The following is a 15,327-nucleotide window of genomic DNA, read 5'->3' on the forward strand; positions in this document are numbered from 1 at the left end:
ATAATTTTGGGTTATAACAGATTTATGTTCTGCTATTTTGCTTTAGGAATGCTTTTGTTCGAACTGATCTAAAAACACTAAGAATTGGGCCTATATATCTAGTTTTTTAGCTCTTTTCTGACTTGTGAGTGTTTTTTAACCATGGATGTGAGTGAAAAATGAACAATTATGGGTGTAAGAAACAGCTTTATATTTTATTTTTGTGACCTGCATCACATTACATTTAAAATGAATCACTAGTCACATTGTATGTGCTAACGATTCGGGAGTAGAGTTGGGCCTCTTTAGGAATAATCCTAATATTTTGTAAGAAAAATTGCATAGCAAAATGCACTATCAGAGCAGCACAAAACCGAGCTGCCAAGTTTACGACATGTTATTTCATACCAAAATGGTATTTTTGTAATGTAACACCAGTAGGTTTTAATTACTTTTAGTTCTATGGGTTTTAATTAACTGTATAGCGGGAAGGATCCCAGGTCTTGGGTGAAGAATTCTATCATCCAACTTATGTTTTAAAACATAATCAGTCGGGATGTATAAAATGAGTACGTCTGAATTACTCAAACATATTTATGATATTAATTTGTCTTACTTGCTTTTAGCACAACGGTTAATTAACGATGAAAAAGCCTCAGCGATGTTTCGTCTGGGTATTACAGATACTATGGCCGACGCATTAGCGCAGTTAACTTTACCGCAAATGGTTAAATTAGCTGAGACTAACCAATTAGTCTGTCATTTCCGTTTCAGTGACCACAACACTATTCATCATCTGACGAAAGAATCTCGTGTCGATGACTTGCAGCAAATCCACACAGGGATCCTATTGTCGAGTCACTTACTCCACGAGCTATCGTTACAAGACGGTAGTGCGCCTAAAAAAAGAGCATGACTGATGGTTGTGAAAAGTATTGTCCAGGAAGCCAAAGACATTCATTTGGCAATGGAGTTGATCACTTTAGGTGCGCGTTTGCAGATGCTTGAAAGCGAAACGCAACTCAGCCGGGGGCGATTAATTAAGCTTTACAAAGAGCTGAGAGGGAGTCCGCCACCTAAAGGAATGCTGCCGTTTTCGACTGATTGGTTTATGACCTGGGAACAAAACATTCATTCATCGATGTTTTATAACGCTTATAGCTTCCTGCTAAAAAGCGGGCAATGCACCGGTGTTGAGGCCGTTATTAAGGCCTATCGTCTTTATCTGGAACAGTGTCCTGATCAGTCTGGAGTGCCGCCATTACTGGCGTTAACTCGTGCCTGGACCCTGGTTCGATTCGTTGACAGTGGTATGTTGCAACTCTCAGGTTGCAGTTGCTGTGGTGGGACTTTTATCACCCATGCGCATCAACCACGAAATAGCTTTGTTTGCAGTCTCTGCCAGCCACCTTCCCGCGCAGTAAAAAAACGTAAACTTTCTCCGCCATCTGCCGATATTACTTCACAACTGCTGGATGAGCAGGTTAGACGCGCAGTTTGAGTCTCTTTGAGTTGTCAGAGTTTTTTGGTTACAGCTGCGGTATGGATACCGTTCCTGTAGCCAGTTAATGACAATTCATTGCACTCAAAGGGTGCTAACGCCTCACCTTCCACCCACACACTTTGCTAAGGATGTCGCGTGTTAGTTATTTTGGGTTATATCGTGGTCTTAGGTGCGGTCTTCGGTGGCTACATGATTGTTGGTGGCAACCTTGGCGCACTGTATCAGCCAGCCGAATTTTTAATTATCGGCGGTGCAGGTATCGGTGCATTTATCGTGGGTAACAACGGCAAAGCGATAAAAGCGACAATAAAGGTCATGCCAAAATTGATGCGCCGTTCTAAATATAACAAAGTCCTGTATATGGACTTAATGGCGTTACTTTACCGTTTATTAGCTAAATCCCGTCAACAGGGAATGCTGTCACTGGAACGGGATATAGAAAGTCCGCGGGAAAGTGAAATTTTCTCTAATTATCCTCGGATCTTGGCCGATAAGTTATTAGTGGAATTTATTACTGATTATTTACGGTTAATTGTCAGCGGAAATATGAATGCTTTTGAAATCGAAGCACTGATGGATGAAGAGATAGAAACTCACGAACAAGAATGTGAAGTTCCCGCAGGTAGCCTGGCGATGGTGGGGGATTCGTTACCCGCGTTCGGTATTGTTGCTGCGGTTATGGGGGTGGTACATGCCCTGGCTTCCGCCGACCGACCCGCCGCAGAACTTGGGGCACTAATTGCCCATGCGATGGTGGGGACGTTTCTGGGTATTTTGCTGGCATATGGCTTTATTTCACCTTTGGCCACCTTGTTGCGTCAACAGAGTGCAGAAACCACCAAAATGATGCAGTGCATCAAGGTGACACTGCTTTCCAGCCTGAACGGATATGCGCCACAAATTGCCGTGGAGTTTGGTCGTAAAACGCTCTACACCACTGAGCGTCCATCGTTCATTGAGCTGGAAGAGCATGTACGCAGAGTGAAAGCGCCGGCACCGCAAGCGACAGAAGAGGACGCATGAAGCATCAGAACCACCCCGTTATTGTGATTAGAAAGCGAAAAGCTAAGCATGGTGGCGGTCATCATGGCGGGTCATGGAAAATTGCTTACGCTGACTTTATGACAGCGATGATGGCCTTCTTTCTGGTGATGTGGTTGCTATCGGTTTCCAGCCCGCAGCAACTGACGCAAATTGCGGAGTATTTTCGGACACCGTTGAAAATAGCGTTGACCAGCGGTGATAAGAGCAGTGCCAGTACCAGTCCGATTCCTGGGGGCGGTGATGATCCCACCCAGCAAGTGGGCGAGGTACGCAAGCACATCGATTCAGAAGAGAGTCGCAAAGAAGAGTATCGACTGAACAAGTTGCGGGAAAAACTGGATCAATTAATCGAATCCGACCCGAGATTGAGAGCATTACGGCCACATCTGTTGATTAACATGATGGAAGAAGGGCTAAGAATTCAGATTATTGATAGCCAGAATCGGCCCATGTTTAAGATGGGCAGTGCGCAGGTAGAGCCGTATATGCGTGATATTTTACGTGCTATAGCCCCTATCTTGAATGACATACCAAACAAAATCAGTCTGTCTGGGCATACCGATGATCTGCCGTATGCCAATGGCGAACGAGGTTACAGCAACTGGGAGTTGTCGGCTGATCGTGCTAATGCTTCACGGCGTGAATTGCTCGCCGGTGGTTTGGATGAGGGAAAAGTGCTGCGGGTGGTGGGCATGGCCTCGACGATGCGCTTAAAAGAGCAAGCAGCGGATGATCCGGTTAACCGTCGAATCAGTATTTTAGTGCTGAACAAACAGACGCAACATGATATTGAGCATGAGAATTTAGATAACAAAGCGCTGGATATAGAAAAAGCCGCGAGCTTAAAGCAGCTTGAAACCAGTGGGACTGTGCCAACCGCGACGCCTGCTGCTGCGACAGCGCCAACGGGTACGGCAACCTCCACCGGGCAAACCGCGACTGGGGCGGTAACAGTATCGGCGGCGGCAGTACCGGTAACGGCAGCACCTGTGAAAACGATAACGCAGCCTGCAACAGCACCACAAACACAACAATCGAGCACGGGGAGCATCACTCCAGCGACCACTGGGCCAACGACATCGTTGCCAGCGGCACCTGCAAGTAATGCACCGGTCTCTCCGACAAGCCGCGACGCACAGTAGAGGTGACACCGTGAGCATGGATATTACCGCGTTTTATCAGACTTTCTTTGATGAAGCAGATGAACTGTTGGCAGATATGGAACAGCACTTGTTATTGCTGGACCCACTGGCACCAGATAAAGAACAACTCAATGCCATTTTCCGTGCTGCTCATTCGATCAAAGGCGGTGCAGCGACGTTTGGCTTTACGGTATTACAAGAGACAACCCATCTGTTGGAAAACCTGTTGGATGGTGCTCGTCGCGATGAAATGCGGTTGAGCACTGATATCATCAACCTGTTTTTGGAAACGAAAGATATTATGCAGGAACAGTTGGACGCCTATAAAACCTCTCAGGAACCTAATGCGGAAAGCTTTGAGTATATCTGCCACGCATTGCGCCAACTGGCATTAGAGGCTTTAGAACAACAAAGCACAGGAACCAACACATCAGTAGCACAAGGGAATGGCGTTGTGATGACTGACACCAAAGTGGGGGGTAAGTCACCGGCATTAGTTCAGGGGGGAATGCGCATTCGCTTGTCTGGCCTGAAAGAGCAAGAAATCCCACTGATGTTGGAAGAGCTAGGCAATCTGGGTGAAGTGAAAGATCCGCATCAAAGTGCTGATAGCCTGGAAGCCACCCTGATTACGTCTGTCAGTGAAGATGATATCAGCGCCGTGCTCTGTTTTGTGTTGGAACCGGAACAGATCAGTTTTATACCCGCTGAATTGCAACCAGAAGCTACAGCTGAAATGGCTGTAGTGGCGCCGGTTATCGCAGAATTACCGCCAACGGCGGTGGCCCCAGTGGCTGAAACCAACAGTTCCCCTAAAACGGGTGTTATTGCCGCACCGACCAGCCCGGAACATGTAAAACCAAAAGCGAAAGCCAGTGAGTCAACCAGTATTCGCGTCGCGGTTGAGAAAGTTGACCAGTTGATTAATCTGGTGGGCGAGTTGGTGATTACTCAATCAATGTTGGCACAGCGCTCCAGCACGCTGGATCCCGTCATCAACGGTGATTTGCTCAATAGTATGGGGCAGTTGGAACGCAATGCGCGTGACTTGCAAGAGTCGGTGATGTCGATCCGTATGATGCCGATGGAGTATGTGTTCAGCCGCTTCCCTCGTTTGGTGCGCGATTTAGCCAGTAAGCTCAATAAGCAAGTCGAACTGACGCTGCTTGGCAGTTCTACCGAACTGGATAAAAGCCTGATTGAACGCATTATCGATCCCCTGACCCATTTGGTTCGTAACAGTTTGGACCACGGTATTGAAGATGCTGAAACCCGTATTGCTGCCGGTAAACCGCCGGTGGGGAATCTGACGCTGTCCGCAGAGCATCAGGGCGGTAATATCTGTATTGAAGTCTTGGATGATGGCGCAGGGTTAAACCGGCAGAAGATTCTGGCAAAAGCGCAGTCTCAAGGAATGGCCATTAATGAGCATATGAGTGATGAAGATGTTGGGATGCTGATTTTTGCTCCCGGATTCTCCACCGCAGAGCAAGTCACTGATGTTTCTGGCCGCGGTGTCGGTATGGACGTGGTTAAGCGAAATATTCAGGAGATGGGCGGCCATGTGCAAGTCAGTTTCCAGGCCGGTCTTGGCACTTCAATCCGTATTCTATTGCCATTGACGCTAGCTATTCTTGATGGAATGTCAGTAAAAGTCAGTGATGAAGTCTTCATCTTGCCATTGAATGCGGTAATGGAATCACTGCAACCTTTGGCTGAAGATTTACACCCGCTAGCCGGCGGTGAACGGGTATTACAAGTGCGCGGTGAGTATTTACCTTTGGTTGAATTGTACCGGGTATTTGATGTTGAAAACGCCAAAACTGAAGCCACTCAGGGCATCGTTGTGATTCTGCAAAGTGCCGGGCGTCGTTATGCACTCTTGGTAGATCAGTTGATTGGTCAGCATCAGGTGGTGGTGAAAAACCTCGAGAGTAACTATCGCAAGGTGCCAGGTATTTCAGCCGCAACCATATTGGGTGATGGCAGCGTGGCATTAATTGTTGATGTGTCGGCTTTGCAGGCATTAAACCGGGAAAAGCGTGTAACGGCTGATGATGTGGTCGCAGCCTAACAGGTGGACCAATTGAAGCCTGTATGGAACCCGTATGAAAACAGGTATAGGGCACGGAGTGTTCCGGTCCTGAAAACAAACATAAATTCAACCTATTGATTGAAGGGTAAAAACATGGCAGGACTAGCAACCGTCACGAAGCTGGCTGGCGAAACGGTAGGACAAGAGTTCCTGATTTTTACGCTGGGCGATGAAGAGTACGGGATTGATATTCTGAAAGTACAAGAGATCCGTGGCTACGATCAGGTGACCCGTATCGCTAACACCCCGACGTTCATTAAAGGTGTCACTAACTTACGCGGCGTCATTGTTCCTATTATTGATTTACGGGTTAAGTTTGCACAAAAAGGCGTGAGCTATAACGAAAATACCGTAGTGATCGTACTGAATTTTGATCAGCGCGTGGTGGGTATTGTCGTTGATGGTGTGTCTGATGTGCTGTCATTAACCAATGAGCAAATACGTCCTGCTCCAGAATTTGCCGTCACTCTGGCAACTGAGTATCTAACAGGTTTAGGTTCACTCGGGGAAAGAATGCTGATTTTGGTGGATATCGAAAAGCTGTTGAGCAGTGAAGAGATGTCGTTGATTGACTCCGTCATTAAAGGGTAAGTTTCGGTTAATTTGCCTATCGGGTTTCGGTTGATATTCGTTCAGTGATCAGGTGATCTCCTGTCTCATGTCAACCGAACCAATCACCACGTCGGTCTCCATCGAAACCGTGGTCCGTTTTTGTCCGGCCAAAACCTGATGAGGCCGGTTTTCACCTCGATAATAACAAACTGCTAACACTCATCCTCATCTCGTTAAAATAATGTCTCTCTCCGGTAAAGTTCCCCCTCCCAGTGCCGATAACACAGTTAATTAGACGTCCTATGTTTTGGCGTACCTGTGTTTTGACGTACTTATGAAGGGATAACATGTTTAAGCGTATGAAAGTGGTCACCAGCCTCCTGTTGGTGTTAGTGCTATTTGGTGCCTTACAGTTCGTTTCCGGCGGGCTTTTCTTCAATTCCCTGAAAAATGACAAAGAGAACTTTGCGGTTTTACAGGTTATTCGTCAGCAACAGTCGGTGTTGAATGAAAGTTGGGTAAATCTGCTGCAAACCCGTAATACGCTGAACCGCGCAGGCATCCGCTACATGATGGATGTGAATCACACCGGGAGTGGCCCTACGGTGAATGACCTGTTGGCATCAGCCAAAGGGACATTGGGTGTGGCGGCGGAGCGTTTTAAAAGCTACGAACAGATCCCGTTGGATAGCCAGCAAGATGCCGAATCAGCTAAAAAATTAAAACAGACTTATGACCAATACTTTGGTGCGTTGACCGAACTGATCCAATTGATGGAAGCTGGCAAGATCAATGAGTTCTTCGACCAACCCACCTCTAGCTTCCAAAATGCTTTTGAACAGGATTACAACACTTACCTGACACAAAATGATCGCTTGTATGCCTCTGCAGTGGAAGACAGCAACCAGTCATTTAGCTTCGCGATGGGGGTGATTGTTACCGTACTGATTGTGGTATTCGCGGTAATTATTGTTGTTTGGCTTGGTATGCAACACATTTTGATTAATCCGCTTAAACACTTGATAGAACATATTAAACATATCGCTAACGGTGACTTAACGCAGACTATCGAAGTGCATAGCCGCAACGAAATGGGCACATTGGCAGCCAGCCTGAAACACATGCAATCTGAATTGATTACCACCGTCAGTGACGTGCGTTTAGGTGCCGATGCTATCTATAGCGGTGCCTCAGAAATTTCCGCCGGCAACAACGATCTGTCAGCGCGTACAGAACAACAAGCCGCCTCACTGGAAGAAACCGCCGCCAGTATGGAGCAGTTAACCGCCACAGTGAAACAGAATGCTGAGAATGCCCGTCAAGCTAGCCAACTGGCCTTAAGTGCATCGGAAACGGCACAGAAAGGTGGCAAAGTGGTGGCGAATGTGGTGCAAACCATGCATGAGATTGCCGGTAGTTCACAGAAAATTGCAGATATTACCAGTGTCATCGATGGTATCGCTTTCCAGACCAATATCCTGGCGCTGAACGCCGCCGTTGAAGCTGCCCGTGCCGGTGAGCAGGGTCGTGGTTTTGCCGTTGTTGCCGGTGAAGTACGTAACCTGGCACAACGTAGTGCGCAAGCTGCAAAAGAGATTAAAGGCCTTATTGAAGACTCGGTTAGCCGTGTCGATATGGGGTCAGTACTGGTTGAAAGTGCGGGTGAAACCATGGGAGATATCGTTAATGCGGTAACCCGCGTCACCGACATCATGGGTGAAATCGCTTCTGCTTCCGATGAGCAAAGTCGCGGTATCGATCAGGTGGGTCAGGCGGTCACTGAAATGGACCGGGTAACCCAGCAAAACGCCTCTTTGGTGGAAGAGTCAGCCTCTGCCGCCGCCGCACTGGAAGAACAAGCCAGTATGTTAACCCAATCCATGTCTGTATTCATTCTGCGTATGGATAACGGTAGTACTACAAGAGATGTTAGAAAAATAAAGCAGCCGACACAGGATTTGAGCATCACAGCTAAAAAAACACTGGGAAGTGGCCTGCAAGACAATTGGGAAACTTTCTAGTCCCCTACAACCCTTCATACTTGAAATTGCAGGGGTGTTAACTGCGCTCACGAACCCGAATCACTTGACTGCGTAAGCTCATCGGGATTCGTTTGCTGGCTGCCTACCTGCAACTCCAATTATTTTGGGTGGACAAAAATAGATAAAGCCGGCCAATGAGCCGGCTGAGAAGAGGTTACGATGTTTGGCCGAATTCGGATTTCTACCAGCTTTTTCCTGTTACTGATATTAATTTGCTCGATACAGTTAATTTCAAGTGGTCTGTCATTTACTGCTTTTCGCTCAGACTACCAAAATTTGAACCGGGTGGATCTCAGTAGCCAGCAACGGGATGCATTAAGCCTCAGTTGGGTATCCTTGCTTCAGGCGCGTAATACCTTAAACCGGGCGGGGACGCGCTCGGCTCTCAAAGTACCTCAGGAGCAAGTCAACGCATTAATGGGCAGTGCGCGCAGCTCATTACAGAAAGCGGACCTCTACTTCAATCAGTTTATTGCGGTGCCACGCCTTGATGAGAGTGATAACGGTGGCGAATTGTTGGATGCCACTAAAAACAGTTATCAGAACTTACGGACGTCGTTACGACAACTAATCGATTTTCTGGAAGCCGGTAATTTACAAGGCTTTATGGACCAACCCACCCAGAAAACACAAGATTTGTTCGAAGCCGATTTTTTACAGTATTTGCAGTATGCCAATGAAGTGATTGCTGAGGCCGGTACCCAAAACCAGCAGGCGTACCATCTCTCCATGTGGATATTTGGTGCGGCGATTGTAATGGTAATAGCCATGGCGATTTCGTCGCTTGTTTGGCTGCGCACCATGTTTGTCAGGCCGCTGAAAATTATGCGCGCGCATTTTGACCGCATCGCACGGGGGGATTTATCGGCGCAGATTCATGTCTCCGGGCGTAATGAAATCAGCGAGATGTTTGCCAGTTTACGCATCATGCAGCAGTCGCTTATCACCACCGTTAGTCATGTCCGGGATGGCACTGAAGCAATGCTAACGGGGATTCAGGAAATTTCTGCTGGTAACAATGATTTGTCGGCAAGAACCGAACAGCAAGCGGCGTCACTGGAACAAACTGCGGCCAGCATGGAGCAACTGACCGCGACGGTCAAACAGAATGCGGATAATGCTCGTCAGGCAACATTGCTGGCGAAAGACGCATCAGCAACCGCTGCCAAAGGGGGTGAGTTGACGGGCAGTGTGGTGACAACCATGCATGATATCGCCACCAGTTCACAGAAGATTGGTGCCATTACCAGTGTTATTGACGGTATTGCCTTCCAGACCAATATTCTGGCGTTAAATGCTGCTGTTGAGGCTGCTCGCGCCGGTGAGCAGGGGCGCGGTTTTGCTGTCGTCGCCGGTGAAGTTCGTAATCTGGCCCAGCGCAGTGCACAAGCAGCAAAAGAGATTAAAGGGTTGATCGATGAATCGGTCAGCCGTGTTCGCCAGGGCTCCACTCTGGTTGAAAATGCGGGTACTACCATGGAAGAGATTGTTCGCTCAGTGACTCGGGTTACCGACATTATGGGTGAAATCGCTTCCGCCTCGGATGAGCAAAGCCGAGGTATAGAGCAGGTTTCACTGGCAGTAACACAGATGGATCAGGTCACTCAGCAAAACGCCGCATTAGTGGAAGAGGCTGCGGCTGCGGCTAACGCACTCGAAGAGCAGGCAAGTATGCTCTCCGATGCAGTGTCTGTTTTTCGTTTGGAGCAGGATAGCGACAGCGGGGAGGGGCAGGCAGCAGACGGCAGTGGTAAACAACCGGCTGTTAAGGAAATTCCAGATTGTCAAACGGCGTAACGAAGACTTTGTTGTGGGGTGAGGCCGGATGAAACCATCATCGATGAAACAGCCATCACCCCAAGAGTCTGGGTCGATCCTGACTCAGATGATTCAACGGCTCCCGTTGCCGGATGTTCACTTCCGGCGCATCTGCCAACTTATTTATCAACGAGCCGGGATAGTACTGGCCGATCACAAACGGGAAATGGTCTATAACCGCCTGGTCAGGCGGCTGAGATTGCTGGGGATTAACGATTTTGGTCAATACCTTGCTTTGCTGGAGACCGACCCGAACAGTGCAGAGTGGCAGGCATTTGTTAATGCCTTGACCACTAATCTGACGGCATTTTTCCGTGAGGCACACCATTTTCCGATTCTGGCTGAACATGCCCGCCAGCGGCCGGGAAGCTATTCGGTGTGGAGTACGGCGGCATCGACCGGTGAAGAGCCGTACTCTATCGCGATGACACTGTGTGATGTGTTGGGTAATAGAGCGGGTTCGTGTCAGGTGTTAGCCAGCGATATCGATACGCAAGTACTGGAAAAAGCGACCAGTGGTGTATACCGGCAAGATGAATTGCGTTCATTGTCGGCACAACAGATGCAACGCTATTTCTTGCGTGGCACCGGCCCACATCAAGGCATGGTGCGAGTGCGCCCGGAATTGGCCAATATGATCCATTTCCAGCAACTCAATCTGTTGGCACCAGAGTGGGCGTTACCCGGGCAGTTTGATGCTATTTTTTGTCGTAATGTGATGATTTATTTTGATAAAGAAACGCAGGAGCGCATTCTGCGTCGCTTTGTCCCTTTGCTAAAACCAGGTGGTCTGATGTTTGCAGGCCACTCGGAGAATTTCAGTCAAATTAGTCGGGAATTCTATTTGCGCGGGCAGACCGTTTATGGGCTGACCAAGGAGAGGTGATGAGTAAAATCAGAGTATTGTGCGTTGATGATTCTGCATTGATGCGCCAACTAATGACCGAGATTATTAATAGTCACCCGGACATGGAAATGGTTGCAACGGCTCCCGATCCGTTGGTTGCCCGTGATTTGATCAAAAAATTCAATCCGCAGGTTTTGACGCTCGATGTCGAAATGCCGCGGATGGATGGTTTGGATTTTCTTGAAAAGCTGATGCGGTTGCGGCCGATGCCGGTGGTGATGGTCTCATCATTAACCGGTAAGAACTCCGAGATAACCATGCGTGCGTTGGAGTTGGGAGCGATTGATTTTGTTACCAAACCTCAGCTTGGGATCAGAGAGGGAATGCTGGCTTACAGTGAGTTGATTGCGGAGAAAATTCGTACGGCTGCTAAAGCTCGCCTGCCGCAGCGCGGCCCAGAAAACGCGCCGGTTATGCTGACGCATACACCACTGCTCAGTAGTGAAAAGTTAATTGCAATTGGTGCCTCTACCGGGGGGACAGAAGCTATCCGTATGGTATTACAGCCGTTGCCACCGACCAGCCCGGCACTGTTAATTACTCAGCATATGCCGCCGGGTTTTACCCGTTCATTTGCTGAGCGACTCAATAAGCTGTGTCAAATCACTGTGAAAGAAGCAGAAGACGGTGAGCGGGTCTTACCGGGGCATGCCTATATTGCGCCCGGCGATCGGCATATGGAACTGGCGCGTAGTGGGGCGAACTATCAGGTTCGCATTCATGACGGGCCGGCGGTTAATCGCCATCGTCCCTCGGTTGATGTCCTATTTCGCTCAGTGGCGCAGTATGCCGGGCGTAACGCCGTGGGGGTTATCCTGACGGGGATGGGCAATGATGGTGCGGCCGGGTTATTGGAGATGTATCGCGCCGGTGCTTATACCATCGCGCAAAACGAGGCCAGTTGTGTGGTTTTCGGCATGCCGCGTGAAGCGATTGGTATGGGGGGCGTTAATGAAGTTCTGGATTTGAACCAGATAAGCCAGCGTATGTTGGCGCAGATTAGCAGTGGTCAAGCCCTGCGAATCTAGTAGACATTTTCCGGTGGAAATCGGGCGTTGATAGTTAATCGCTCAGCGGTGAGCAACAAACCTTAGGAGTTGGTATGGCGGATAAGAATCTCAGATTTTTGGTGGTAGACGATTTTTCGACCATGCGTCGTATTGTCAGAAACCTGCTGAAAGAGCTGGGTTTTAACAATGTGGAAGAGGCCGAAGATGGCGTCGACGCATTGAATAAATTACGTGCGGGTGGTTTTGATTTTGTGGTTTCTGATTGGAATATGCCGAATATGGATGGCCTGGACCTGTTGAAAACTATCCGTGCCGATGGTGCTCTTAGTACTTTGCCGGTTCTGATGGTAACTGCCGAAGCGAAAAAAGAGAATATCATCGCAGCAGCGCAAGCAGGTGCCAGTGGTTATGTAGTGAAACCTTTCACTGCCGCTACCTTGGAAGAGAAGCTCAATAAGATTTTTGAAAAGTTGGGTATGTAAGGAGGCGAGATGAGTAACCATCAAATGCCCGCAACAGATGCGGCATCGGCCAGTGATATAATAAGCCGCATTGGCCAATTGACGCGGATGTTACGCGACAGCCTGCGCGAATTAGGTCTTGATCAGGCGATTGCACAGGCTGCGGAAGCCATTCCAGATGCGCGTGATCGACTGGATTATGTCGTTCATATGACGGCTCAGGCCGCAGAAAGAGCACTGAACTGTGTTGAGGCAGCACAGCCGCGCCAAAATGAGCTGGAGTCATCGGCGAAGGCGCTTAAAGTTCGTTGGGACGAATGGTTTGCTAATCCTGTCGAGCTGTCAGATGCCCGCTCTCTGGTCGCTGATACCCGTGAATATCTGGAAGTCGTGCCGCAACATACCTCATTTACCAATGCACAATTGTTGGAAATCATGATGGCGCAAGATTTCCAGGACCTTACCGGTCAGGTTATCAAACGCATGATGGATGTGGTGCAAGAGATTGAGAAGCAGCTATTAATGGTACTGATGGAAAATATCCCAGATATGCCATCTAAACCGCAAAAACCTGCTGACAGTCTACTCAATGGGCCACAACTGGATAAGAATGGTGCTGGTGTTATTGCCAACCAGGATCAAGTTGATGATCTGCTGGACAGTTTAGGCTTCTAAGCCGACTGATGACCATAATAGGCAGGTGAGGGGATATCTCATCTGCCATTATTTCTCTCTGTATTGATCTGCGCGATAACTTCATTTAAGGCTGCTTGTTGTTTAGCTATTCTTGGCGGGATGGCTGATAGTGTCCTTCCATTCCCATTTTCTGGCCAATATCACAGCATTCTCGGCATTGACTCGTCCATAGCCGTACAGTTCACTGTGACCATTTTCATCATAGCCTGCGTTTTCTTCATCTATTTTGTCGCAACTGTAGCGGATGATATCTTTGACCTCATGATAGTTAAGTGAGGGGTTCACCGCGAGGATCAATGCTGCTACACCAGCAGCACCGGGGCAGGCGCTAGAGGTACCACTGAACCTATTGGTGTAATTACCAAAAACATCCCCTGCGGCTGTGAATCCCCGATTATAGCCATGCTCATGACGCAGATCGGTGGTCCAGATACCGGTAGTTAAGGAACCTGAACCGGAGAAGTGTGGATCAGCCATATCACCGCTCGGGAAGGCGCACCAGAGTGATCTGCCATAATCACTGTAAACAGAACGGAGAGTACGGTCATTGCAGGCGGCGACAGCAATAACCTGTTCATAGCTGGCGTAACCATCATTTTCGACTGATTCATTGCCGTTACCAGCGGCAAAAAAGATCACACACCCTTTACCTTTGCGCCCCTTTTTTATCGCATAATCAATGGCTATTCTGGTTGCTGCCGGGAGTTCGGTGACAACGTCATGCTCAGGGTCATCTACGTCATACCACCTGCCATCCACTGGCCCCCAACTGCAAGAGATAATATCAGCACCCTGATCGGCTGCCCAAACAAAGGCGAGAGATTCCCCCATTGAGCCTAATCCTTCCATTAGTCGTATCGGCATAAGTCTGGCCTCCGGGGCCACACCAGAAGCACCATAACGGCCATCGGCACAGGCTACCCCCGCACATGCCGTCCCGTGATTGTCACCGGGCCACGGAGTTGGATCGTCATCAGTGTCCTCGCCCGCCAGATTATACGGATGGACTATTTTCCCTTCACGCCAAAACTCTGGATGGCCTAAGTCGAATCCATCATCGATAACGGCAATCGTCGTACCTTGGCCTAAGGTGATTTTATGCGCGTTTTCAACATTCGCGCTGGCATCAATATCGATTTCAACTCGTACAGTGGTTTTCTTCAAATGCCACTGATTAGGATGAATGATTTTATTTTTTTTAAGATGAATTAATTCAGGATGGCAATGTTTAACATCCTTGCGATTTAAAATACATTCAGCGATAGTGAACATATTCTCACCGGTATTCTCCGGCATTGAAACAAAAAAGGCATTGTTAATAAATGATAATTTCATTTTAATGCTGAGGCGATATTCATCGATTACTTTCTCGCAGTCACCCTCGGATAAATTATCGTTGAACTGAATAAAAAGATTCTCAGTGTAAATAAAAGGTTTTTTATTGCCCTCATTTTTAAACCCGTATCCGGCGAATCTAACATCGTTATGATTAGCGATGGTTTTCTTTATCTCGCTAACGCTATCGGCTGGGGCATCTATGCTAACAACATAGATATTGGCTTTGGCAATGTTAAAAAGAACCTTATATTGTATGCCATTATCATTCATGACACTGAGCATCATGTCGGCAAAATTAGCCTCCTGATGCATTCTTATTATAAGGGTGTCAGTGGATTTTATTATAGAGAATGTCTTTCTTTTATTATTTAGAATGTCATATGTAACGTTAAAACGTTTCATTTTTATTTCCTTTTGATATAACCAGGTGAGTTGCTATTTTTATTGCATTTATAACTATTCCTTTATAAATATCGTTAGATGCAAATATAGTGTTGGTGATGGATTGCCGTTTGCTAATAATGAATATTTCATGTTGTTTAACAAGAACCATTTAATTGCCGATTAATTAGAGTGCCAGTACAGGACTACTCTCCAATACAAGGTATCACTGGCTATGGGTGTTCTTGGCTATCAAAATCTGACAACAACCAGCCCCCTAACAGACGACTGAGCCTGACATGATGTCCTCATCCGAGAAATAACCCCCTAATTGCTGCTTTGTTCCATCCATAACCTT

The 15,327-nt window shown here is 47.8% G+C and carries 13 protein-coding genes; 12 read left to right on the plus strand and 1 reads right to left on the minus strand.

Annotated features, from left to right (window positions below):
- Positions 1-544 precede the first annotated feature (544 nt).
- From flhD to cheZ, 12 genes are all read left to right on the plus strand, one after another.
- Positions 545-895 (plus strand): flagellar transcriptional regulator FlhD, encoded by a 351-nt coding sequence (gene flhD, locus Q2T71_RS07680; protein WP_193784677.1) that lies wholly within the window; start codon positions 545-547, stop codon positions 893-895.
- Positions 896-898: 3 nt separating this feature from the next.
- Positions 899-1,480 carry a flagellar transcriptional regulator FlhC gene (flhC, locus tag Q2T71_RS07685; RefSeq protein WP_083159175.1) on the plus strand — a complete coding sequence of 194 codons (582 nt, stop codon included), beginning with the start codon at positions 899-901 and terminating at the stop codon, positions 1,478-1,480.
- Positions 1,481-1,618: 138 nt separating this feature from the next.
- Complete coding sequence (gene motA / locus Q2T71_RS07690) at positions 1,619-2,506, plus strand: flagellar motor stator protein MotA (RefSeq protein ID WP_083159174.1); 888 nt, start codon at positions 1,619-1,621, stop codon at positions 2,504-2,506.
- Complete coding sequence (motB, locus tag Q2T71_RS07695; RefSeq protein ID WP_372558659.1) at positions 2,503-3,669, plus strand: flagellar motor protein MotB; 1,167 nt, start codon at positions 2,503-2,505, stop codon at positions 3,667-3,669. Before motA ends, motB begins: the two co-directional genes overlap by 4 nt.
- Positions 3,670-3,685: 16 nt before the next feature.
- Positions 3,686-5,743, plus strand: a complete 2,058-nt coding sequence (cheA, locus tag Q2T71_RS07700) for a chemotaxis protein CheA (protein WP_372559878.1) — start codon at positions 3,686-3,688, stop codon at positions 5,741-5,743.
- Positions 5,744-5,857: 114 nt separating this feature from the next.
- On the plus strand, positions 5,858-6,355 hold the full coding sequence (gene cheW / locus Q2T71_RS07705) for a chemotaxis protein CheW (RefSeq protein ID WP_083159171.1): 498 nt from the start codon (positions 5,858-5,860) through the stop codon (positions 6,353-6,355).
- Positions 6,356-6,663: 308 nt separating this feature from the next.
- Positions 6,664-8,337: a methyl-accepting chemotaxis protein gene (locus Q2T71_RS07710; RefSeq protein ID WP_372558660.1), complete on the plus strand. Its 1,674-nt coding sequence runs from the start codon at positions 6,664-6,666 to the stop codon at positions 8,335-8,337.
- A gap of 180 nt (positions 8,338-8,517) precedes the next feature.
- Positions 8,518-10,155, plus strand: coding sequence for a methyl-accepting chemotaxis protein (locus tag Q2T71_RS07715; RefSeq protein ID WP_372558661.1), 1,638 nt, complete (start codon positions 8,518-8,520; stop codon positions 10,153-10,155).
- A 28-nt stretch (positions 10,156-10,183) separates the two neighbouring features.
- Positions 10,184-11,062: a protein-glutamate O-methyltransferase CheR gene (gene cheR, locus Q2T71_RS07720; protein ID WP_372558662.1), complete on the plus strand. Its 879-nt coding sequence runs from the start codon at positions 10,184-10,186 to the stop codon at positions 11,060-11,062.
- A complete protein-coding gene (locus Q2T71_RS07725) occupies positions 11,062-12,111 on the plus strand; it encodes a chemotaxis response regulator protein-glutamate methylesterase (RefSeq protein ID WP_083159168.1) in 1,050 nt (349 codons plus the stop codon). The genes cheR and Q2T71_RS07725 overlap by 1 nt, the downstream gene beginning before the upstream one ends.
- A gap of 74 nt (positions 12,112-12,185) precedes the next feature.
- Entirely contained in the window at positions 12,186-12,575 is a 390-nt protein-coding gene (gene cheY / locus Q2T71_RS07730) for a chemotaxis response regulator CheY (protein WP_372558663.1), read from the plus strand.
- 9 nt (positions 12,576-12,584) lie between these two features.
- A complete protein-coding gene (cheZ, locus tag Q2T71_RS07735; RefSeq protein ID WP_372558664.1) occupies positions 12,585-13,229 on the plus strand; it encodes a protein phosphatase CheZ in 645 nt (214 codons plus the stop codon).
- Positions 13,230-13,331: 102 nt separating this feature from the next.
- On the opposite strand, the gene Q2T71_RS07740 is transcribed toward cheZ, so the two are convergent.
- The gene (locus Q2T71_RS07740; RefSeq protein WP_372558665.1) at positions 13,332-14,585 is read right to left on the minus strand and encodes a S8 family serine peptidase; all 1,254 of its coding nucleotides are present in this window, start codon (positions 14,583-14,585) and stop codon (positions 13,332-13,334) included.
- Positions 14,586-15,327: the final 742 nt, after the last annotated feature.

This window comes from Yersinia sp. 1652 StPb PI (genome assembly GCF_041538345.1).
Classification (GTDB): domain Bacteria; phylum Pseudomonadota; class Gammaproteobacteria; order Enterobacterales; family Enterobacteriaceae; genus Yersinia; species Yersinia enterocolitica_E.